Origin of the sequence: Undibacterium hunanense (genome assembly GCF_014284335.1) — a bacterium.
GTDB lineage: Bacteria > Pseudomonadota > Gammaproteobacteria > Burkholderiales > Burkholderiaceae_D > Undibacterium > Undibacterium hunanense.
This window is the reverse complement of the sequence record NZ_JACOGF010000001.1, coordinates 560,733-581,674: the sequence shown is the minus strand read 5'-3', so window position 1 is coordinate 581,674 and position 20,942 is coordinate 560,733. Positions and strand designations below refer to the sequence as shown.

Here is a 20,942-nt window from a genome sequence, read left to right as displayed (position 1 = left end):
TTTCACATGGCAAAAAGCTTTGTTGCTAAAAACGGGATCATCGGCGCTGTTGCGCTGCTAGGTTTGACTGGCTGTAGTTCAATCAGCAACATCCTTGAACCGAATCGCATTGATTACAGAAGTGCCAGTAAGGCAACGACTGCATCCCTGGAGGTGCCGCCAGATTTGACTCAGATTCGTCGTGATAACCGTTTCTCTATCCCTGAAGCCAACAAGAGTAGTGCAACAGCATCCAGCTACAACCTGGAAAAAGGCAATAAGGCCGCTGTCGGTACAGGTAGTGGCGCAATTGCTGTCAAGCAAGTACAAAACATGCGCATAGAGCGCAATGGTACAACGCGCTGGCTGGTGGTCAAGGACACACCTGAAGCGCTGTGGCCACAGCTGAAGGATTTCTGGCAAGAGCTGGGTTTCCTCATCAATGTGGAAAACCAGGAAGCCGGTGTGATGGAAACCGACTGGGCTGAAAACCGTGCAAAAATCCCTCAGGATATTATCCGTAATACCCTGGGCAAGGTGCTGGATTCGCTGTATTCAACTGGTGAGCGTGATAAATTCCGTACCCGCATTGAACGTGGCGCGAATGGTGAAGTAGAAATCTACATCAGCCATCGCGGTGCGCAAGAGGTGCTGGTTGGTACACAAAAAGACAGTACGGTTTGGACGCCACGTCCGGTTGATCCGGGCCTGGAAGCTGAATTCCTGTCGCGTTTGATGGTACGTCTGGGTTCCGATGGTGAAAAAGCCAAAGTCGCGGTAACGGCAGCAGCACCAGGCACACCAGCCGTTGCTCATGCCAAATTGCTGAAGGCAGATGGCTCTACCTACGTAGAAGTGGATGAAGCCTTTGACCGCGCATGGCGCAGGGTTGGTCTGGCACTGGATCGCATCGGCTTTACAGTGGAAGACAGGGATCGCTCACAAGGTCTGTACTTTGTCCGTTATATTGATCAGGACATTGATGCCAAAACCAAGGGTGCCAGCGATGGCTTCTTCTCTAAACTGTTCTCGTTTGGTTCTTCCAGCGATGCAGCCAAGAATGCACAGAAATACCGTATTCTTGTGAAGAATGCGCCGAATGGTGAAGTCAGCCACGTATCGGTACATGGCAATGACGGCAAGGTTGATACGTCCCCTGTTGCAGAGAAAATCCTGCAGTTGCTGAATGATCAGTTGAAGTAATTTTGCTGTATAAGGCATGAAAAAAGCGAAGCTGATGCTTCGCTTTTTTTATTGGCTTCCGGTTTTTCTCGGAACCTGTATAGCTGCTTTCCTTTTTGCTGGGGTATTTAACTGCAGCGTTTTTTCAGGGCATCAATATACGCTTGTCCATCTGGTGGCAGGCCAGTTCTTTGTGAATTCCATATCATTTCACCCAGGCATTCCATGATTTCATGATGGGCTTCGTGTTCTGAATTGTTTCTCCTTGCCAGAATCTGGAATGCTTGTCTGACACCGGGTGGCTGATCCACAGAAATCTGTTCGGCAATCGACAGGTGCATGGACAGATGCAGGAAGGGGTTGGTTTGTCCCTGGTCAACGCTGTAATCGGTTTCCAGGGCGGCTTCGACATCGCTCAGGGCTTCCGCATATTCCGGATGTTGGCTAATCCAGTCGGCAGCAATCATTTCCAGCGGTGTCAGCACCAGGCTTTCATGGCTTTTGCGGAAGGTTTCACAAAAAAAACGGCGTACATCGTGCTGGCTGGGGGTGAACATGAACGAGTCCAAAATAGTAAGTGCCGCTATTGTAAAAGGTATTTTATTTTGCTGCCCTGAAGCTTTCACCGACTTCGGTTATTATCCTTTCATTATTTGAAAGGAATAGCCCATGTTATCCAAAGAAGCGCTTGACACATTGTTTACTACTGCTCGTACACATAATGCCTGGCTTGACAAGCCGGTAACAGATGCGCAGTTGCAGGAAATATATGATTTGATGAAGTGGGGTTCTACCTCTGCCAATTGTTCGCCTGCACGTATCGTGTTCGTCAGATCTGACGCTGAAAAGCAAAAATTCCTGGCTTGCGTTTCTCAGGGTAATTTTGAAAAAACCAAAACTGCGCCAGTGACTGCCATCATAGGCATGGATATGGAATTTTTCGAAAAACTGCCACAGTTGTTCCCGCACGCTGATGCCCGTTCCTGGTTCGCCGGTAATCAGGCAGCAATCGATGCGACGGCTTTCCGTAATTCATCCTTGCAGGGTGCTTACTTCATGCTGGCAGCGCGCGCAGTGGGTCTGGATTGTGGCCCGATGTCGGGTTTTGATGCAGACAAGCTCAATGCCGCTTTTTTTGCCGATAGCAGTGTCAAGGTCAACTTCATTTGCAATCTGGGTTATGGCGATGCGCAGCAATTGTTCCCACGTTCACCACGTTTGAGTTTTGATGAGGCTTGCAAGATCGTCTGATGATCTTGCCGGAAGGCTAGTATTGAAGTGAGCCTGCATTGCTGTTGATGCAGGCTCTTTGTTTTGATGTACTTACCTGGCGTGTGTATCAGGTGATTTCATACGGTTTCAGGTAGCGGCGTCTTTTGTTTGAATTCACACAGATCGGCAATCATGCAATTCCAGCACTTGGGTTTTCTGGCGATGCAGGTATAGCGTCCATGCAAAATCAGCCAGTGATGGGCATCCAGCCTGAACTCTGCCGGTACAAACTTCATTAATTTTTCTTCGACGATATCGACATTCTTCCCGGGTGCAATGCCTGTGCGGTTGGATACGCGGAAGATATGCGTATCGACCGCGATGGTAGGCTCGCCGAAAGCGGTATTCATGACCACATTGGCGGTCTTCCTGCCCACACCTGGCAAGGCTTCGAGTGCTTCGCGTTCGCGTGGAACTTCGCTGTCATGCTCAGTCATCAGTATGCGGCAAGTCTCGATCACGTTCCTGGCCTTGGTGCGGAACAGACCTATCGTCTGTATGTAGGGGATCAGGCCGTCCACACCAAGCGCATGAATCGTGGCGGGGGTATTGGCGACCGGGTATAGCAGTCGCGTGGCTTTGTTGACCGAGACATCGGTTGCCTGTGCTGACAGTAAAACGGCAATCAGCAGTTCAAACGGTGTCGTGTATTCCAGCTCAGTGGTTGGATGCGGATTTTGTTGCTGCAGGCGGGTGAAAATGGCGTGACGTTTGGCCGCATTCATTCTTTATTGTCCTCGGGCTGGGTTTGCAATTTTTTCAGGCGTGCTCTTTCAATAGCGGCAGCGATAATCGCTTTCTTGCGTTCCTTGCTGGCGATTTCTTCCGGGCTGAGTGCCGGTTCTGCTTCCAGTGCGATCAGTTTGGCCGCCGCCTTGGCTGCCAGTCGCTCATCATTGTCCTGTTTTTCTCTTAATAAGCGTTGCTGCCGGAAATGAAATTGCTGGCGTGCGTGGCTGGCCTGCTCTGCACTCCACGCGTCCCAGCCGGTTTTTCCTGATGTTAGCGGCAGCATGCTGATACAGTCGACCGGGCAGGGTGCCACGCACAGATCGCAGCCGGTGCACAGTGCGGTGATAATCGTATGCATCTGCTTTGGCGCACCGATGATGGCATCGACCGGGCAGGCCTGTATACACAGCGTACAGCCTATGCAGTAGGCTTCTTCTATCACCGCAACCGGGCGTTCGCGCTCATGACCATGGCTGGTGTCCAGTGCTATCAGTGGTTTGCCCAGGATATGTGCCAGGCGCTGTATGCCTTCCTGTCCACCGGGAGGGCACTGGTTGTAACTGGCTGTGCCGTCGGCAATGGCTTCTGCATAGGGGCGGCAGGCTGGGTAACCGCATTTGGTGCACTGGGTTTGCGGCAATGCGTTTTCTAACTGGTCGGCAAGGGAAAGTGGCACGGGCATCATAAAAAAACGGTGGAGAGCCGTGATTATCCGCCGAAAGCCGCAGGCCGACAAACAAAAAAGCCACTGGCTTTACAGACAGTGGCTTTGCTTGTGATGGATTAATGCTGCCTGATGCGATCAGGAGTGTTGCTTGATGAAATCGCCAATTTTCGGACAGATGATATCGCGCCAGCGACGGCCAGAGAAAATGCCGTAGTGACCGGCACCAGGTGCCACATAATCCTGTTTCATGCTGGCAGGAATGCTGCTGCACAGATCATGGGCAGCCTGGGTTTGACCGGCACCTGAAATATCATCCAGTTCACCTTCTACTGTGAACAGGGCGACATTCTTGATGTCTTGCGGCCTGACCAGTTTGCCCTCGACTTCCCAGGTTCCGGTTGGCAGGCGGAATTCCTGGAACACGGTCTTGATGGTTTCCAGATAGTATTCTGCGGGCATGTCCAGTACGGCATTGTATTCATTGTAAAACTTGCGATGCTGTTCTGCCGATTCATCATCACCCTGAACCAGATGCTGATAGTAATCCCAGTGGCTTTGGGCATGGCGATCCGGATTCATGGCAACGAAGCCAGTGTGCTGCAGGAAGCCAGGGTACACCTTGCGGCCATAGCCAGGATAGTTAGCCGGGACGCTATAAATCACGGTATTTTCAAACCACGAGAATTTTTTCTCTGTCGCCAGATTATTGACCTGGGTAGGTGATTTGCGTGGATCAATCGGGCCACCCATCATCGTCATGGTCTTTGGCAGCATCGGGTCTTTTGCGGTTGCCATCAGCGAAATGGCGGCCAGTACCGGTACGGTAGGCTGGCAGACGGAAATGACATGCGTACCCAGACCCAAAAAGCGAATGAAATCCTGGACGTAGTAGATATAGTCATGCAGATGAAAAGCGCCGGCAGACAGCGGCACCATGCGTGCATCTGTCCAGTCGGTGATATACACGTCATGCTTGGGCAGCAGGCCACGCACGGTATCACGCAAGAGTGTTGAGTGATGGCCGGACAATGGTGCCACCAGCAATACCTTGGGTTGATTGAGTTTGGTTTTTTCCTTGTCGCTCAGCACTTTTTTGAAGTGCAGCAATTTGCAGAAAGGTTTGATGACAGCAGTGCTTTGCGCAATTTCGACCTCTTGACCATCAATGGTGGTGGAGGTGATGCCGAATTCCGGTTTTTCGTAATCTTTGCCCAGGCGGAACAGCAACTCATAGCCAGCTGCGATTCTCTGCGAATAAGGCGTGTGTGCCAGTGGCGACACAGGGTTGGTAAACAGTTTGGATGAGGCTTCTGCCCACTGTGTCAGTGGATTCAGAAACGCACGATTGAGCTCATGAAGTTGATAAAGCATAGTGAATCTTTCGAATAGGGTGCCATCAATTATTTCTTGCCACAGACCTGGCTGTCGCTGAAATGTAGTGGCTGAGAAAAACACTTAAGTCAAACTGTTGCAATGCATCATAAACCAGTTTTAAAAATTTGTGGCCCGCCAAAGTATTTGCATAACTTGATGTTGTGAATTAGTGTTAAATTATTGATTTATGTACAATTATTTCTTGTGGAAAAGTTGAAATCCAAGTTATTTTTTCAAAATAAGCGGAAAGCCTTGCGCGGTTCGGAGGCAAATTTGTGTTGTATGTGCAGGTTTTAATGTCGCTGCCAATCCCGCCCACATGAGCTGGTGCCAACGAAGATACACATGGCGGGAAAAGATGCAGATAAATGAGTTTGTCTTGTAGATATACAAATACAATGTCAAAAGTCCAGTGTCCAGTGTTGTATCGTCCTGTTGGCCCTGTATTTGCGGGGCGGACAAGTAACGACAATAAAAGACAATATGGACAAGATGAAGACTGGCAACATGACTGGTCACACCCATGTGGGATGGCATGATTTCTTTCTGAAGAGCTGAGCAGAATGAGTAAAGATAGTTCTCTAACAGAAATTCACTGGCGCGAGCATTGTCTTGATGCGCTGGACCTGATGCGTGATATTCCTGAGGACGGCCGCAAAGTGGCTGCCGGGATGCGTCATCAGGAAAGTATCAAGAGTAACCCCGCATCATTGATCGCTGCTGATTTGATCGATGCTTTTGCCGATTATTTTGACGACCGTCTGGAATTGGCTGCACCTGTTTTTGAGCGTGCCGCTACCCTGTTTGAATCGGTTGATGAACATGAAGGCATGGCATTTGCGTTGTTCGGCACTATTGCCGTCTGGCGCAGGCGAGGCAATGTGCAGGATGCCTATGCCTTGTGTCATGCGCGTATCGTGCCAGCCTTGCGCATGCGTGCCAGCCGTATCTCTATTGTGGTGTACAACATGCTGGGCATACTCTCGCAGGAATTGGGGTATACCGAAGAAGCCATCCGTCATTTTTATACCGCTTTGAACGATGCGCGCAGCCTGCAGATACCCAACCGGGTGGCACAGGTAACCGCCAACCTGGGCGAAATTTTCTACGTCAGCGGTAATGCCGAAGATGCAGAAGTCTTGCTGCAGGAAGCCAGGGATATCGCCATTCATTCCACTGAACGCTGGCTGGCACCTTTTGTATCCACCATGCTGGCCCTGTGCAAGGTGTCGCTGGACAAGTATGAAGAGGCTTACCAGACCATCGCCGATTACATAGGTGATATCCAGACCGGCCATAATTCTGACACTGCCAGTCGCACCTTTTGTCTGTCGGTTGCTGCCTATACGCTGGCCATGCGTGGTCAACTGAATGAGGCAGACAAACTCAGTGAAACCGCCATGTCCCTGCTTGGCAGTTTTGAAGACAAGCATCTGAAACCTTATAGCTGGTGGGTCAGCGGACATTTGCACAGGCGTCACAAGCGTTATCCTGAAGCCATTCGTGATTTGCGACATGCTGTCGATGAAGTTGGTGGTAACGGCTATATCTACATGCCACTGCGTGCCATCAAGGAATTGTCAGAAATCTTCACCGAGATGGAAGACTGGAAAGAAGCCTACAACGAACAAAAGCGGTATCTTGATTTGTTCGCCAAGGCCCAGGGTCTGGCTACCCGCGTACATGTACAGACCCTGCATATCCGCAATGAACTGAAAGAAGCGGATTTGGCCAGGCGCATGGCTGAACGATCGATGGTGGAACGGCGGCAGCTTGAAGATGAACTCAAGCGTATGCTGTCCGAGCGCGAAACCGTGCTGGAAAATTCTATCGTCGGTATGGTCTTCCTGAATAATCAGGGCCGCGTTCAATGGGTGAATACCCCGCTGTGCCAGATATTCGGTGTTGAGCGTGACAAGGTGCTGGGCGCCTCGCTGGAATCTTTCTACGAATCGCGTGAAGCCTATCTGGAATCAGGTGCGGCCGTCAATCAATCGGTGTTGCGTGGTGAAGCCTACGAAACTGAATTGAAAATGCGACGCAGTGATGGCAATATCTTCTGGGTGCATTTTTCTGGTCGTGCAGTCGATAAAAATAATCTTGCCCATGGTACGGTCTGGGTGGTAATGGATATTTCTGCCCGCCGTCAACTGGAAGAAGATCTCAGCAAGTCCGAGCAGCATTATCGCCAACTGATCAATAATGTGACCGAAGGTATCCTGGTCGTGCAGGATGGGCGCATCGTATTTGCGAACCCTCGCGTGCAGAGCCTGACAGGTTACAGTGCCGAAGAACTGGCACAATTGTCTTTTATTTCAGCGATTTATCCGGATGACAGGCCGATGGTGATCGATCACCATACCCGGCGTCTGCGCGGTGAAAATGTGGAGCAGTATTACCACTTCCGCATACAGAATCACACTACCCGGTCGATTATCTGGGCCGAATTGTCCGCCGTACTGATCGATTGGGAAGGGCGGCCAGCCACGCTGTCGTTCGTATCGGATATCACGCAGCGCAAGCTGCTGGAATCCCAGCTCAAGGAAAGCATGGCAGAGCAGATACGTCTGCAGACACTGCATATGCAAAATGAGCTGAAAGAAGCCGAAATGGCACGTCGCCATGCAGAAGAAACGACAGAAGCCAAGTCCATGTTCCTGGCCAATATGAGCCACGAAATCCGCACACCCATGAATGCGATTATAGGCATGGCCCATCTGGCATTGCGGACAGACTTGAATGCCAAGCAAAAAGATTATGTCGATAAAATCCACAAGGCCGGGATTTCCTTACTGGGTATCATCAATGACATTCTTGATTTTTCAAAAATCGAGGCTGGCAAGTTAAGCATGGAGCAGGTTGATTTTGATCTGGATGAGGTACTCAATAATATCTCGGCAGTGACCACTGACAAGGCGGATGAAAAAGGCCTGGAATTTCTTTTCCGTGCGCCACCGGATATCCCGCGCTATCTGAATGGCGATCCTTTGCGCCTGGGCCAGGTATTGATCAATCTCATCAATAACGCCATCAAGTTTACCGAAAAGGGGGAAATCTTCGTCACCTGTCAATTGCTGGAGGCAGTGAATGGCAAGGTGAAGCTCAGATTTGAAGTGCGTGATACCGGCATCGGTATGACTGAAGAGCAATCGGATAAATTGTTCCGGCCATTCAGCCAGGCAGATGAATCGACGACCCGCAAATTTGGCGGTACCGGCCTGGGCTTATCCATTTCCAAAGGCATGGTCGAATTGATGGGAGGGGAAATTGCCCTTACCAGCGAAGCCGGCGTCGGTACTTGCGTGCATTTTACCGGTTGGTTTGGTATTGCCGAACCCATCGTCCAGCGCCAGGTCATACCGGCAGCCATCAATGGTATGCGTATTCTGATCGTGGATGATAATCTGCCTGCGGCAGAAATATTGCAGGAGATACTGTCGGAGCTGCCTGTTGATATTGACGTCGTCACCAGTGGTGCGGCTGCCTTGCAGGCGGTGCGGGAATGCAATGTGACACGTCCCTACGGTATGGTATTTACTGACCTGCGCATGCCGGAAATGGATGGGCTTGAACTGATCACCTACCTCAAGCGCGATGGCTCGCTGCAACCGATACCGCTGATGGTATTGGTCAGCGCGCATGGCATGGAAGAAGTCAGTTACCGCGACGATATTGCCATCCCCGATGGTTTCCTGACCAAGCCAGTCAATGCATCGACCCTGGTTGATTGCATCGTAGAGCTGTTTTCCAGCACGAGTTACGCCATCCCCAGTGCGCATGGCGTGCTGATACCCAAATATACGGATTTGCGGGTGCTGCTGGTGGAAGACAATGAAATCAATCAGCAAATTGCCATGGAATTGATGGAGGCAGCAGGTATCGCCGTTGATGTTGCCAGCAATGGCAAGATTGCCGTGAATACCCTGCGTGAAGCCGGGCCGGATTATTACGGCGTGGTCTTCATGGATGTGCAGATGCCTGAAATGGATGGGCATGAAGCGACCAAACTGATTCGTGCCGACAAACGCTTTGATGTGCTGCCCATTGTCGCAATGACGGCGCATGCCATGGTGGAAGAGCGTGAGCTTTGTTTTGCCTCTGGCATGAATGCCCATCTGCCCAAGCCGATCAATCCGAAGGAGCTGTATCAGGCCATCTCGCACTGGTGCCAGGATCATGTGTTTGGCAGTAATTTTGATATCGTACAGGTGCCTGCGCAAGACGCTGGCAGTACCCTGCATATCGATGGCATAGACACGGAAGAAGGTTTGAGTCGTACTCTGGGTAACCGGGCTTTTTATCTGGAATTGCTGTCACGTTTTTGTGATGATCAGCGCGGTGTGGTGGGGCAGATGCGGTCAGCGTATGTCAGTCGCGATAATTTGCTGGCAGAGCGCCTGGCACACACGCTGAAAGGCGTTGCCGGCCTGATCGGCGTCAAGCAGATACAGCCACTGGCTGCCGAGCTGGAACTGATGTTGCATGAGAAGGTTGACCTGTCTGTGCTGGGGCCGGTGCTGGATGATTGCGAGGTCCGCCTGCATGCTGCCATTTCAGCAATCGATCAGGTTTTGGCGCAAGAAAAATCCCTTAACAAAAACGAAGTGAAAGCCGTTGAGCTGGTACCGGTTGACCATGACGTCATGCAGCAACTGTTGGTCAAATGTTGCAATTTGTTGCGAGATTACGATGGCGAGGCGGTAGACTTGCTGTTAGAGTCAGGAGAGATGATCGCCAGTGCGTTTGGCGTCGATGTGCATAAACAGATCATGCGGGCAGTCAGGCAGTTCGACTATGACGTAGCCCTGAACTTGTTGACTAACAACGCAAAAAATCTCGGTTATGAAATACTTTGATTTGATGAATCAATCCGGAGTTATCGGCTTCACAGGAAGCGATACTAGCAATCGGGGTAAAACATGAGTGAAATGTTCGACCATAATGCGAAGCAGGTAGTGTTGATTGTCGACGATACGCCGGACAATATCTCCCTGCTGTCGGGTTTGCTGAAAGACCAGTACAAGATAAAGATTGCCACCAATGGCCTGAAGGCCTTGCAGATCGCATCCAGCCTGCCCGGGCCTGATCTGATACTGCTGGATGTCATGATGCCGGAAATGGATGGCTATGAAACCTGCCGTCGCCTGAAAGCTGATCCGGCTACGGCGGACATACCCATCATCTTTCTGACGGCCAAGAGCCAGGTGCAGGATGAGGAAATGGGCTTGCGCCTGGGGGCGGTCGACTACATCAGTAAGCCTATCAGTCCTCCCATCGTACTGGCGCGCGTGGCAACCCAGCTTAATCTGGTACGTGCACGCCATTTGCTGCAAGACCAGAACAAGCATCTGGAAAGCCTGGTGCAAGACCGCACCCGCAAGCTGGGCAAGATGCAGGACGCCATCATCATGGCCATGGCCTCACTGGCCGAGACCCGCGATAATGAAACAGGCAACCATATCCGGCGCACACAAAACTATGTCGCTGCGCTGGCGCGCAAATTGCAGAATCACCCGCGTTTTCATGCTGAACTGACAGATGAAAATATAGAGCTACTGTATAAATCTGCGCCTTTGCACGATATCGGCAAGGTCGGCATACCAGACAATATCTTGCTGAAACCGGACAAGCTGACGTCTGAAGAGTTTGAAGTCATGAAACTGCATACCGTCTATGGCCGCGAAACCATCATTTCGGTAGAGACCTATCTGGGTGAAAGTAATGAGTTTCTGCAGTTTGCCCGTGAAATTACCTATTCGCATCAGGAAAAGTGGGATGGCTCAGGCTATCCGGAAAACCTGGCAGGTGATGCCATACCGCTGTCTGCGCGTTTAATGGCAGTGGCAGATGTGTATGATGCCCTGATCTCCAAACGCGTCTATAAACCGGCATTCAGCCACGAGGAAGCGATTGATATCATGCGCAAGGGGAGTGGCAGTCATTTTGATCCGGACATCCTGGAAGCCTTCCTGCAGATTTCGGATGAATTTAATCAGATTGCCCATCAATTCAGGGAATCAGAATCCTATGTACCGATAAATTGATGGCATGCGGTTGCAGTATGGAGTGCAACTGTGAACAATGATTCGCTGTCAAAAACAAAAAAGCGCAAAGAAATTTCTTTGCGCTTTTTTTTGTTTGGCTGGCCGTCGATTTAATCGAAAACCGGTGTTTCCACACCCAGGATCTTGTGCAGCTTTGGTGAAGTCGTGGTGTATTGCATGTGGATTTTCTTGTCAGGGAAAATATACGGTGCAGCACCAAAAGCAGCCAGGGCCGCTTCATGGAAGCCGGACAGGATGAGTTTTTTCTTGCCTGGGTAAGTATTGATGTCACCTACCGCAAAAATGCCGGGTACATTGGTCTCGAACTTTTCAGTGTTCACGACCTTCAATTGCTTGCGTTCTATGTCCAGACCCCATTCGGCGATAGGGCCGAGCTTTGGTGACAGACCAAAGAAGACCAGCAGAGTGTCCAGCGGCATGCGACGGGTCACGCCATCGGCGCCAGTGACCTTGATTTCGGACAGCAGATCATCTTTGGTTTCGATGCCTGTGACCTGACCTATGGTCAATTGCATTTCATAGTTGTCGCACAATTCTTTCATCTTGGCGACAGACGCAGGCGCAGCACGGAAATCTTCGCGACGGTGCAATACCACCACGGACTCAGCCTTGCCGACCAGATTCAGCGCCCAGTCAAGGGCAGAGTCACCACCACCGCAGATCACCAGGTTTTTACCATGGAACTGGGTAGGATCTTTGACGCGGTAGAAGACCTGTTTGTTTTCAAACGCTTCTATGCCTTCGACTTTCAAAGTGCGTGGCTGGAAGGAACCAACACCGGCAGCGATGAAAATGGTTTTGGTGATGAAACGTGTGCCTGTCGATGTTTCCAGATCAAAACGGCCATCTTCACGGCGTTCGACCAGGGTTACTTCCTGACCCAGATGGAAGGTCGGTTCAAAAGGTTCTATCTGTTTCAACAGATTGTCTGTCAGTTCCTGTCCGGTACAGACCGGTACGGCAGGGATGTCGTAAATCGGTTTGTCCGGATACAGCTCAACGCACTGACCGCCGACGACAGCCAGCGAATCAATAACGTGTGCTTTTATTTCAAGCAAGCCAAGTTCGAACACCTGGAACAGGCCAACTGGACCTGCGCCGATGATGACTGCATCTGCTTCAATGGCGGCATTGGCCGCAGTAGTTTGTTTGTTTTCCATACGACGAGATGATTCCTGATATTGCGGATTTGTTTGAGCCGATTAGCAAAAGCCCGTATTGATTTCCCTGATACTTATCTTTCCAGGTATTGCAATTTGTCTTTGACATCTTTCCAGTCATCGGCGTCTGCCAAAGGTGGAACGGTCTTGGTAATCGACGGCCATTTGCGTGTCAGATCGGCATTGATCTTGATGAATTGCTGTTGATCTGCCGGCACGTCTTCTTCTGCAAAAATGGCGTTGGCAGGACACTCTGCGACGCAAACGGCGCAATCTATGCATTCATCCGGATCAATAATCAGGAAATTCGGGCCAGCACGGAAACAGTCCACCGGGCACACATCCACACAATCAGTATAACGGCAGCGGATGCAGGATTCGGTCACAACGTGGGTCATAACAGTCCAATCTAAAATTCGATATTTAGGCACAGCCAAAGCGCAAAAATAGGCGCAGGGCTGCAAAGCCTTGTATTTTAAGGCAATTTAGCAGTTCCCACAAATCAGGCTTATATAGTTTGCGCATAAGCAAATACAGGCTTGCTGTGGCGGTTTTCCAGACGGTACTGGTCTCAAGCAGGCATGGCAGATGTGCCATGCTGCCAGACAGCAGCAGAATTTGCCTTGATGTGCATCATATTCTTCTGTGAATATTCAGACAGGTGTTTAGGTCAATCCGCCCTGGTATTTGTGTCTTGTGCTCGAATATAGGTATTTTTGTACAAATGAACAGGTTCAAAAAAAGCATTCATCAACATGTCAGCGTTTCAGTCATTGTGTGGCTATTAAGTTAATTTCGCATGAAGGGATAGCCGAGTCTAAAACTATTGCTGTGACGCAAAAGAGCTTCTGGCATTTAGAAGGGTGCGCGCAAATTTTCTACCTGCGTGTCAAGGCGGCATCAAAATCATCAACGGCCGTTTCAAGAATAACTCGACCCTAGGCCAGGCTACTATCAGGCATTCAGGTAACCGCATTGTTTGTGATAGAAGTATCGTATCCAAGCTGCCGCCGTGTTGAAGCATGTCAAAATTGAAAGGTTTAATCCTGATAGTGAATTTTTCTTTAATTCGTCCTTCGCCTGCGACGTACAAAAGCCACGCGATTTGAGTGGTCAACTTACCGCTGACGCCCCATGGATGCAAGCGCCACTTCGAATGCCTTACAGTAAGCTACTTGAGGTAGGTGTTCTCGTAGCCAAGTTAATGCTTTGTTCTCAAGCTTGCTGATAGCCGCCGATCGATCATCTGTTTCGAGCCAAAGTGGCCATGCATCTCGCTGGTTGACTATCACTGCCGCCGCGAAAGTTGCGCGCTCAAAACCTTCGCTAGGTGACATCGCAACCAATGCATCATCGGGGGTCGCAAGGAATATGCTCAGCCAAGCCAGCAGGTCGTCCGGACGCAGCACCCTAGTCACGTTGTTAGGAGCCGCCAATTGGCTGAGAATTTCAAGCGGGTCGGCGCTATACAAGTTCCACGGTGCCTTGCGCCATCTATGTTCCAATTGAATCTGTATTTTTAACAGTAAATAACCACCATGAAAACCTGGATATAATCTATCGAGTTGCTCTTTTAAGTCCGACAATCTCAGTCCCATTGTCCAGAGAATCGTGCCGAATTGAAAAATGGAGTGCCGTAAATCGTTCCATGGGATCGAAGGCCGTTGATAGAAGATGTCGAAGAAGATATGTGCTGCACCACTGATCAGGATGTCTCTGGTCCTCATATTCGTGGCGGACGTTGGTGGCGTGCTCCACTCCATGGGATGGATTTCACCAAATTTGCACTTTGCGACGGATTCGCGAAAACGAACCATATCGGTAACGAGCGCTGTCAACGCGGGGCTGGGATCTTGCGAGGGTCGCTCTGATTTTTCCCGGGCGGGGTCCTGCGGGTCTGGTCCAGAGTTTTTCGGTTCACCACCCGCATCTGGCTCGCCACCATCCCCCGCTGAGCCCCGGACGTAAGCGCGGCGGACGAATTCACCGGCAGCGGCGAGCGATGGAAAACCGACTTCCTCGCCCTCGATGATCAGTCCGCCCTGAAAGCTACCTCGGGTCGCACCCAGTGCGATAGAAGATCGACCGACCAATTCCGGCTGAAAGGCTGGTGGGCAAAAAAACACGACGTTATCATTGTCGCTATTCGTATCTGTGCGACTCACGAAAGCCATACCCGCGAGCGAGTCTAATGCGTCGAAGTGCCAAAGCGATGAGGTCTGTTCAGATTGCATTGCTACCACTTGTTAGCTCCTTTCACGGCCATGGTTTCCCACCACACGTACGGGAATTCCGGCCTCACGCAGCGCGGCCTCGGCCTGATTGCGACGACGGCGCCAAATCAAGGCCTCAAAGCGCACATTACTTGTCCGCGTAGAGATATAGGCGTCAAGGGCAACATCGGCGGAAAACAGCCGCGCCTCCTGAATGTCGTTGACGTTAAAACTGTCCTGCTTGAGCACTTCGAGATAGTCCTCGTCATCTACTAACGTGCGAGCGATTTGTCCAATTGTCCATCTACGTGTGCTGGTCGCACCTATTGAATGTAGTCGAATCGTCGTCATCGCAGCCAGATCGCGCTCCCATGTACCCGACCACGATAATAACAGCGACGCTCGAGCACGTTCCTGGAGATTAAGCGGCTGAGAACTGATTCGATTAATGACAGGTGGCCGATCAACATCGAAGGAATTCCTGTCCAGAATCACGGTTGATGCGGGGACGGCCTCGGGCTTAAGGACAAGGCAAACATCGCCGTAATAACGTATGCCGGCTCCGGCGAGCTCGACCGCTCCATAATAAATATCCTTCGGTTCGACTGTCGGCCCGATAGGCAGCGCGCGATCTACTCGCTGTCGACGTTGTGATATCCGTGGAGCTGCAGTCACTTGGCTCGCCTGACGGTCATAGACATTCTTATACCCGTGACGGCAGAAGTCGGGGACATTCACAGAGGAAAGGTTGACAACCATGCGGGCACCGGATTCGTTACGCTTTTTATCGCTGTCGGGTCCCATGCCAATCAATGTACGGCGCACAGTATCGTGATTGGCTTGGTGGATTCCTGGTGGCCCCTTGAGCTCACGGGAAATCACTAGCAGGACACGACGAAGGCGCTCGGCCCAAGACTGTTTTTCTGCTGGAAGTAGAAAATCGCGTGGCCTACGCAGTTTAGGTAACATCACGTTTTTTTTAGTATTGCGGCGCTTCATTGCACTGCCAGAATCTTGTCAATCAACTGATCAAGCGTTTTTTCAGTGACGCCCATTCGCAACCGTTCCTCTTTTGCTTTCGCCGTCGCTGACTGGATATCCTTGCATTCTGGAATTCCTGCTACGCGTACGCGAGCGAGCAACGCGCTTGCTGCCTGATACCCAATAAATGCGCGTTCCTCGACCAATCGTCGCACCAGCCATTCCATACGGTCTTGCATATACTTCATTTGCAAAATGACCGTCGCGGCCAGATGATCTCCAGTCGACGTGCTTTGGATTAATTCGTCTATATATGGCGCAGCAGCGATCGCGTGTGGTCGCATTCGATTAACGATCTCTGTCATTTGCTGTGTTCGGTCGCGGGAATAGTCCTTAGTCTGTCGTAGCATTTCATATTGGCTGGCCAATTGGCGTAATGGTTGCAGCACGAGCTCGGGGCGATTCGGCGGGGCGGCATCTGCGACATCCTGAGCGGCGCTCAAGCTGGCTGCCGACGGAATGACCGCAACTGCGACTTCAGCATCGAAGTTCGACTCGGACGATTGCTGACCGATCTGCTCCGCACGCGCGACCGCGTTCCTGTATTGACCCATTTGATCGTCGGAGCGAACGATGGCGCCTTGTATGAAAAGTCGTGTGTACAAATAGGCCGCTAGAAATCCCATCAAGGCAAACCCGACGACGAGCGCCGTAGCGATGGAGACATCCGAAGCGGTGGGGTGCGGTCGTATGGCCGCTGCAGCATTTAGGCTGATACGACCTACCTCTGTCTGCAGATCTTTGAGATTCACCAGAGTTAATCCGACAAGGATTTTCGTTAGCCAATCTGAAACCTCTTCCAAATTTGTGTTGGGTCGCGCTCGTTGCGTTGCATCTCCCCTCATGGAGGTGTTTGTCGCTTCAGGAACTGCTTCGGCATGTGAGCTGGCAGAAGCCGGAGCGGTTGTTGAAATACCCGACTTGGGTATTCCAAAGAGAAAGCCAGCAGTGCCACCTGCCGCCAGGGACGCGAACACCCACAACAATACGGGGCCGACCGCGTTCGCGTTCCACCCCACGCACCCTGCAGCGAAGATGGCGATGCCAAGCAACGGTAATAACAAGGTGTTGATTCGCCATACGTCGTTGAGTTCGTCATGCTTTCCGAAAATCTTGTCGAACCAGCTTCGTCGGCTTACTGCGATTGCAGAAGTGGCTGTTGATTTTGATACATTTGTCATTCTGTACCCCTTACAAAAGTTATTACCTTGAGGCCTTCAATCGATCTCGATATAGGTAACTGTGTAGATAGGATCAATCTCTTGATCCAAACACTAAAGTTGGCCGAGGCGAGATATCCGCAACTTCAACAAAGAATCATGCTGCGCTACCGGACACTAATGGTAATCGGTCCCAGAACAACCAATCGTGACAGATAGATGGTGCCGATCATAGCTGATTGTTGCTAAAATGTCACTTGTCATTGTGACTAAAATGAATCCATTAGTCAAGACACTTTGCCGGATAATTTAAACGGTCTTCATTTTCACTTCGTCAACTGCACGGCGCTGCCCCGTTCTACGCATTTCCTGAGGCCTTTCGTTGTCGCTGTTGCCTTAATTAGGCGGTGCACGCTCGCAAGAGGCGCGTCCGCTAATTCGCATTGACGGATCAGCAGCAGCTTTGCGTGCTCGTGTTCAATCAAGCCCAAACGTGCTTCCTGGCTCATTACCCCAGCTTTTTAAGGCAATTCACGGCATTCTTCAGTTACTCAATCTCGCCGTACAGCTTATCCTCCGGGCTGCTTTCATCGGTGGGTCTTGGGCTACGCCTGTTGTTGAACAACGCGCCAGCATTCTCCAGGATTTCCTTCTTCCACTGACCAATCCGTAAAGGATGCGCGCCGAATTCCCGTGCTTTTCCGTTGCCATCTAGAAGGTTTTGAGGAAAATGTCTATTTGATAATTTATCTATCGAAGCCTCAAGGCCAAATGAGAAAAATCGAGGAAAGGTTTATGATGCTAGAACGACTAAAGTGAATTCTAAGCAAGCCGGATGTGTTTTCGTCTTGTTTTATTATTAAAAGGATATGCATGAAACCCGCCATTCTTGTTACGCGCGCTATTTTTCCTGAAGTATTGACCCGTCTTTCGGAATACTTTGAAGTCGAATCGAATCAGGATGATGTGATTTTTACACCTGCTGAGCTGGCTGCGAAGTTGAAGGGCAAGGCTGGTACCTTGGCGACGGCCAGTGCCAAAATCAATGCGGAGCTATTGCAGCAGTTGCCAGATCTGAAGATGGTCGCCAGCATGGCTGTGGGTTACGACAATATTGACGTGCCTGCCTGTACTGCGCATGGCGTCATGGCCAGCAATACACCGGAAGTCTTGAATGAAACGACTGCTGACTTTGGCTGGGCGTTGCTGATGGCGACGGCCAGGCGGGTGACGGAATCTGAACACTGGCTGCGCGCTGGCAAGTGGACCAAATGGCGTTATGACTCTTTCCTGGGGGCGGATGTACATGGCGCCACCCTGGGTATTATCGGCATGGGCAGGATAGGGCAGGCGATAGCGCGGCGTTCCATGGGTTTTGATATGAAGGTCGTGTATCACAACCGTTCACGGCTGAGTGCTGAACAGGAGGCGCACGCGAACCATGCCCGGTATGTCAGCAAGGAAGAATTGCTGGCCGAGGCCGATCATGTGGTGCTGGTCTTGCCATATTCGCCAGCGTCGCATCATTGCATAGGCGCGGCTGAAATTGAATTGATGAAGCCCGGCGCAACCCTGGTCAATCTGGCGCGTGGCGGTATCGTCGATGACCAGGCCTTGATCGCAGCCCTGCGCAGGCAGCGTATTGCAGCAGCGGGCCTGGACGTGTTTGAGAACGAACCCAAATTCCATCCAGACTTTTTGACCCTGCAAAATGTGGTGCTGACACCGCATATTGCCAGTGCTTCAGAGGCAACCCGGCGGGCAATGGCGAATCGTGCTGCGGACAATCTGATCGCTGGCCTGACCGAAGGCAGGCCGCGAGACTGGCTGAACCCAGCGGTTTAATCCTTGAGATCGTTGATCAGATCAACATATTGCTGCATGGCGGCTTCCTGGGTGGTGCCTTTGAGTTCTGCCCAGGCATCAAACTTGGCGCGGGCGACAAAGTCGGTCATGCCAGGGCGATCGCCAGTAGCATCGCCACCGCTGCCTTGTTTGAACAGGGCATAGATTTTCAGCAGGGTCATGTTGTCCGGACGTTCTGGCAGATTTTTGGAATCGGCCAGTGCCTGGTTGAATTGTTCTTGCAAGCTCATTGTGGTCTCCAGCATCGAATTGAGGAACACAAAAATAGCATGAAGACATGCTGGCAGGGCGGTTTTGCGCTAGAGGTTTCCCTCCAGCGCCGTGTTTGCCTGACGAACAGTGCTGGACTGATCAGTGCAGCGTGGGCTCGTTATCAGTATCGGCACCGCAACAGACTTTGTATTTTTTGCCGCTGCCGCATGGACAAGGGTCATTTCTGCCGACTTTGGGGGTATCGCGCTTGACGGTGGTCACACCGGATTTACGCAAGGGGGCCCAGAAACGGCGTATGGTCGGGATGGATGCTTCCAGCGTCAATGCCAGTTCATGGCATTTTTCTGGTGTATCGACGAATTTCAATTCTTCTTCTTCGATTTCTTCTGCGCCCAGCAGATAGATAGGCTGCAGCAAGGGGCCGACTTCTTCCGATGCCCAGGCTGTTTCCCAGGCTTCTTCGCGCAGTTGCATGCCTTCCCAGAAGCCCCAGGCCCAGGTTTCGCCATCAATCAGTTCCTTGCCATTTTGTTCCATGACGCAGAACAGCGGTTCATATTCCTGTGGCGCAACTTCAAAGGTGATCTGGATTTCATTCATGAAGCGTGCCACCAGACCGGTGATGCGCTGCATTTCTTTTTCATTCTTGAACTTGGGTTCACCCGCATCCGGCAAGCCCCATACCAGTGGCAGCCATTCTGCCATGGGTATCATTTCCGGCCCCAGGGCGATGGCGGTCAGGTAGCCGTGCAGGGCGTCCATGGTCATGCCATCGTCGCCGACCTTGTCCGACATCAGGAATTTGTCGAGTTCATTGAATTCTTTGTCGCTTAAGGGTTCGTCGAGATGCATGGATCGCTCTTGAATTGGATATTGAAAATACCGGCAGTTTAGCGCTTTGTTTGCTGGCTGTGCAGGTCTTTTGTGCCGTACAGGCTTTGGCACACGTACAATAGCCAACATGACAAATACCAATCTCCCAGACTCTTTTGCCGGTTTGACGCCAGAACTGGTGCTGGACGCTGTTGAAAGCAGCGGTCTGCGCAGCGATGGCCGCATGCTGGCCCTGAACAGCTATGAAAACCGGGTCTACCAGATAGGCATGGAAGACGATGTACCTGTGGTCGTCAAATTTTACCGCCCCTTGCGCTGGACGGATACTGCCATCAATGAAGAACATGATTTTGTGCGTGAGCTATTGCAACATGAGATTCCGGTAGTTGGTGCAATGCAGACGGCTGACGGCAGCAGCCTGCGCCATTACCAGGGTTTTCGCTTTGCCTTGTTTGCTAGGCAGAGTGGCCGTGCGCCGGAAACCGGCGATGCCGCAACCCTGGAATGGCTGGGGCGTTTTATTGGCCGTATTCATGCCGTAGGTGCCCTTGCCAGCTATCGCGAGCGGCCAGCTATTAATCCGGAAACCTTTGGCGTGCAGCCACGTGCCTGGCTGCTGGCGCATGACTTTATCCCGCCTGATCTGTTGCCCGCCTATGAAAGTGTCAGTCAGCAGGCGCTCGATGGGATACAGCGCTGTTACGAGCGTGCCGGAGACGTGCAGCCATTACGCCTGCATGGCGATTGCCATCTTGGGAATGTCTTGTGGCTGGAATCCGGTGCACAGGCTGGCCCACATTTTGTGGATTTTGATGATAGCCGCATGGGTCCGGGCATACAGGATTTATGGATGCTGCTGTCGGGTGACCGTCAGGACATGCAGCGGCAATTGACGGATATCCTGGCTGGCTATGAAGATTTCTTTGAATTTGAAAGCCGCCAGTTGTACCTGATAGAGGCATTGCGCACGTTGCGTCTGATTCATTACTCAGCCTGGTTGGCGCAGCGCTGGAGCGATCCGGCCTTTCCGGCGGCTTTCCCGTGGTTTAACAGCCAAAGGTATTGGCAAGACCGCATACTGGAATTACGCGAGCAAGTGGCGCTGATGGAAGACGCACCCCTGTGGCCGGTTTGACGCAATTTCATCCAGAATCTGCAAAGAAGATCAGCCTGTCCTGTAAAAT

17 protein-coding genes are annotated in these 20,942 nt (G+C 51.3%); 6 read left to right on the top strand and 11 right to left on the bottom strand.

What is annotated here, in order from left to right; translation table 11 throughout:
• Positions 1–6 precede the first annotated feature (6 nt).
• Positions 7–1,182: an outer membrane protein assembly factor BamC gene (gene bamC / locus H8L32_RS02530; RefSeq protein ID WP_186945577.1), complete on the top strand. Its 1,176-nt coding sequence runs from the start codon at positions 7–9 to the stop codon at positions 1,180–1,182.
• A 107-nt stretch (positions 1,183–1,289) separates the two neighbouring features.
• On the opposite strand, the gene H8L32_RS02525 is transcribed toward bamC, so the two are convergent.
• Positions 1,290–1,718, bottom strand: coding sequence for a DUF1841 family protein (locus tag H8L32_RS02525; RefSeq protein ID WP_186945576.1), 429 nt, complete (start codon positions 1,716–1,718; stop codon positions 1,290–1,292).
• Between the two features lie 112 nt (positions 1,719–1,830).
• Between H8L32_RS02525 and H8L32_RS02520 the strand changes: the two genes are divergently transcribed.
• Entirely contained in the window at positions 1,831–2,412 is a 582-nt protein-coding gene (locus tag H8L32_RS02520) for a malonic semialdehyde reductase (RefSeq protein ID WP_186945575.1), read from the top strand.
• A 98-nt stretch (positions 2,413–2,510) separates the two neighbouring features.
• Here the strand turns inward: H8L32_RS02520 and nth are convergent, their stop codons facing one another.
• The 3 genes from nth to H8L32_RS02505 form a co-directional block, all read right to left on the bottom strand.
• On the bottom strand, positions 2,511–3,158 hold the full coding sequence (nth, locus tag H8L32_RS02515; protein ID WP_186945574.1) for an endonuclease III: 648 nt from the start codon (positions 3,156–3,158) through the stop codon (positions 2,511–2,513).
• Positions 3,155–3,847 carry an electron transport complex subunit RsxB gene (gene rsxB / locus H8L32_RS02510; RefSeq protein ID WP_408058798.1) on the bottom strand — a complete coding sequence of 231 codons (693 nt, stop codon included), beginning with the start codon at positions 3,845–3,847 and terminating at the stop codon, positions 3,155–3,157. The genes nth and rsxB overlap by 4 nt, the downstream gene beginning before the upstream one ends.
• A gap of 120 nt (positions 3,848–3,967) precedes the next feature.
• Positions 3,968–5,203: a polyhydroxyalkanoate depolymerase gene (locus H8L32_RS02505; protein ID WP_186945572.1), complete on the bottom strand. Its 1,236-nt coding sequence runs from the start codon at positions 5,201–5,203 to the stop codon at positions 3,968–3,970.
• Positions 5,204–5,769: 566 nt separating this feature from the next.
• Between H8L32_RS02505 and H8L32_RS02500 the strand changes: the two genes are divergently transcribed.
• Positions 5,770–10,062, top strand: a complete 4,293-nt coding sequence (locus tag H8L32_RS02500) for a response regulator (RefSeq protein ID WP_186945571.1) — start codon at positions 5,770–5,772, stop codon at positions 10,060–10,062.
• Between the two features lie 63 nt (positions 10,063–10,125).
• Positions 10,126–11,250 (top strand): response regulator, encoded by a 1,125-nt coding sequence (locus H8L32_RS02495; RefSeq protein WP_186945570.1) that lies wholly within the window; start codon positions 10,126–10,128, stop codon positions 11,248–11,250.
• Between the two features lie 110 nt (positions 11,251–11,360).
• Here the strand turns inward: H8L32_RS02495 and H8L32_RS02490 are convergent, their stop codons facing one another.
• From H8L32_RS02490 to H8L32_RS02470, 5 genes are all read right to left on the bottom strand, one after another.
• Positions 11,361–12,431 (bottom strand): NAD(P)/FAD-dependent oxidoreductase, encoded by a 1,071-nt coding sequence (locus H8L32_RS02490; RefSeq protein ID WP_186945569.1) that lies wholly within the window; start codon positions 12,429–12,431, stop codon positions 11,361–11,363.
• Between the two features lie 74 nt (positions 12,432–12,505).
• Positions 12,506–12,829, bottom strand: a complete 324-nt coding sequence (fdxA, locus tag H8L32_RS02485; protein WP_186945568.1) for a ferredoxin FdxA — start codon at positions 12,827–12,829, stop codon at positions 12,506–12,508.
• Positions 12,830–13,549: 720 nt separating this feature from the next.
• Complete coding sequence (locus H8L32_RS02480) at positions 13,550–14,665, bottom strand: hypothetical protein (RefSeq protein WP_186945567.1); 1,116 nt, start codon at positions 14,663–14,665, stop codon at positions 13,550–13,552.
• 12 nt (positions 14,666–14,677) lie between these two features.
• On the bottom strand, positions 14,678–15,643 hold the full coding sequence (locus H8L32_RS02475; RefSeq protein WP_186945566.1) for a hypothetical protein: 966 nt from the start codon (positions 15,641–15,643) through the stop codon (positions 14,678–14,680).
• Positions 15,640–16,866, bottom strand: a complete 1,227-nt coding sequence (locus tag H8L32_RS02470; RefSeq protein ID WP_186945565.1) for a hypothetical protein — start codon at positions 16,864–16,866, stop codon at positions 15,640–15,642. Before H8L32_RS02470 ends, H8L32_RS02475 begins: the two co-directional genes overlap by 4 nt.
• Before the next feature lie 852 nt (positions 16,867–17,718).
• On the opposite strand from H8L32_RS02470, the gene H8L32_RS02465 reads away from it, so the two are divergent.
• Entirely contained in the window at positions 17,719–18,690 is a 972-nt protein-coding gene (locus tag H8L32_RS02465) for a 2-hydroxyacid dehydrogenase (protein ID WP_186945564.1), read from the top strand.
• On the opposite strand, the gene H8L32_RS02460 is transcribed toward H8L32_RS02465, so the two are convergent.
• Together H8L32_RS02460 and H8L32_RS02455 are read right to left on the bottom strand one after the other, a co-directional pair.
• Positions 18,687–18,941, bottom strand: a complete 255-nt coding sequence (locus tag H8L32_RS02460) for an acyl-CoA-binding protein (protein WP_186945563.1) — start codon at positions 18,939–18,941, stop codon at positions 18,687–18,689. The two genes, H8L32_RS02465 and H8L32_RS02460, sit on opposite strands and share 4 nt — an antisense overlap.
• A gap of 121 nt (positions 18,942–19,062) precedes the next feature.
• Positions 19,063–19,776: a UPF0149 family protein gene (locus tag H8L32_RS02455; protein WP_186945562.1), complete on the bottom strand. Its 714-nt coding sequence runs from the start codon at positions 19,774–19,776 to the stop codon at positions 19,063–19,065.
• A 109-nt stretch (positions 19,777–19,885) separates the two neighbouring features.
• Between H8L32_RS02455 and H8L32_RS02450 the strand changes: the two genes are divergently transcribed.
• Complete coding sequence (locus H8L32_RS02450) at positions 19,886–20,893, top strand: serine/threonine protein kinase (RefSeq protein WP_186945561.1); 1,008 nt, start codon at positions 19,886–19,888, stop codon at positions 20,891–20,893.
• Positions 20,894–20,942: the final 49 nt, after the last annotated feature.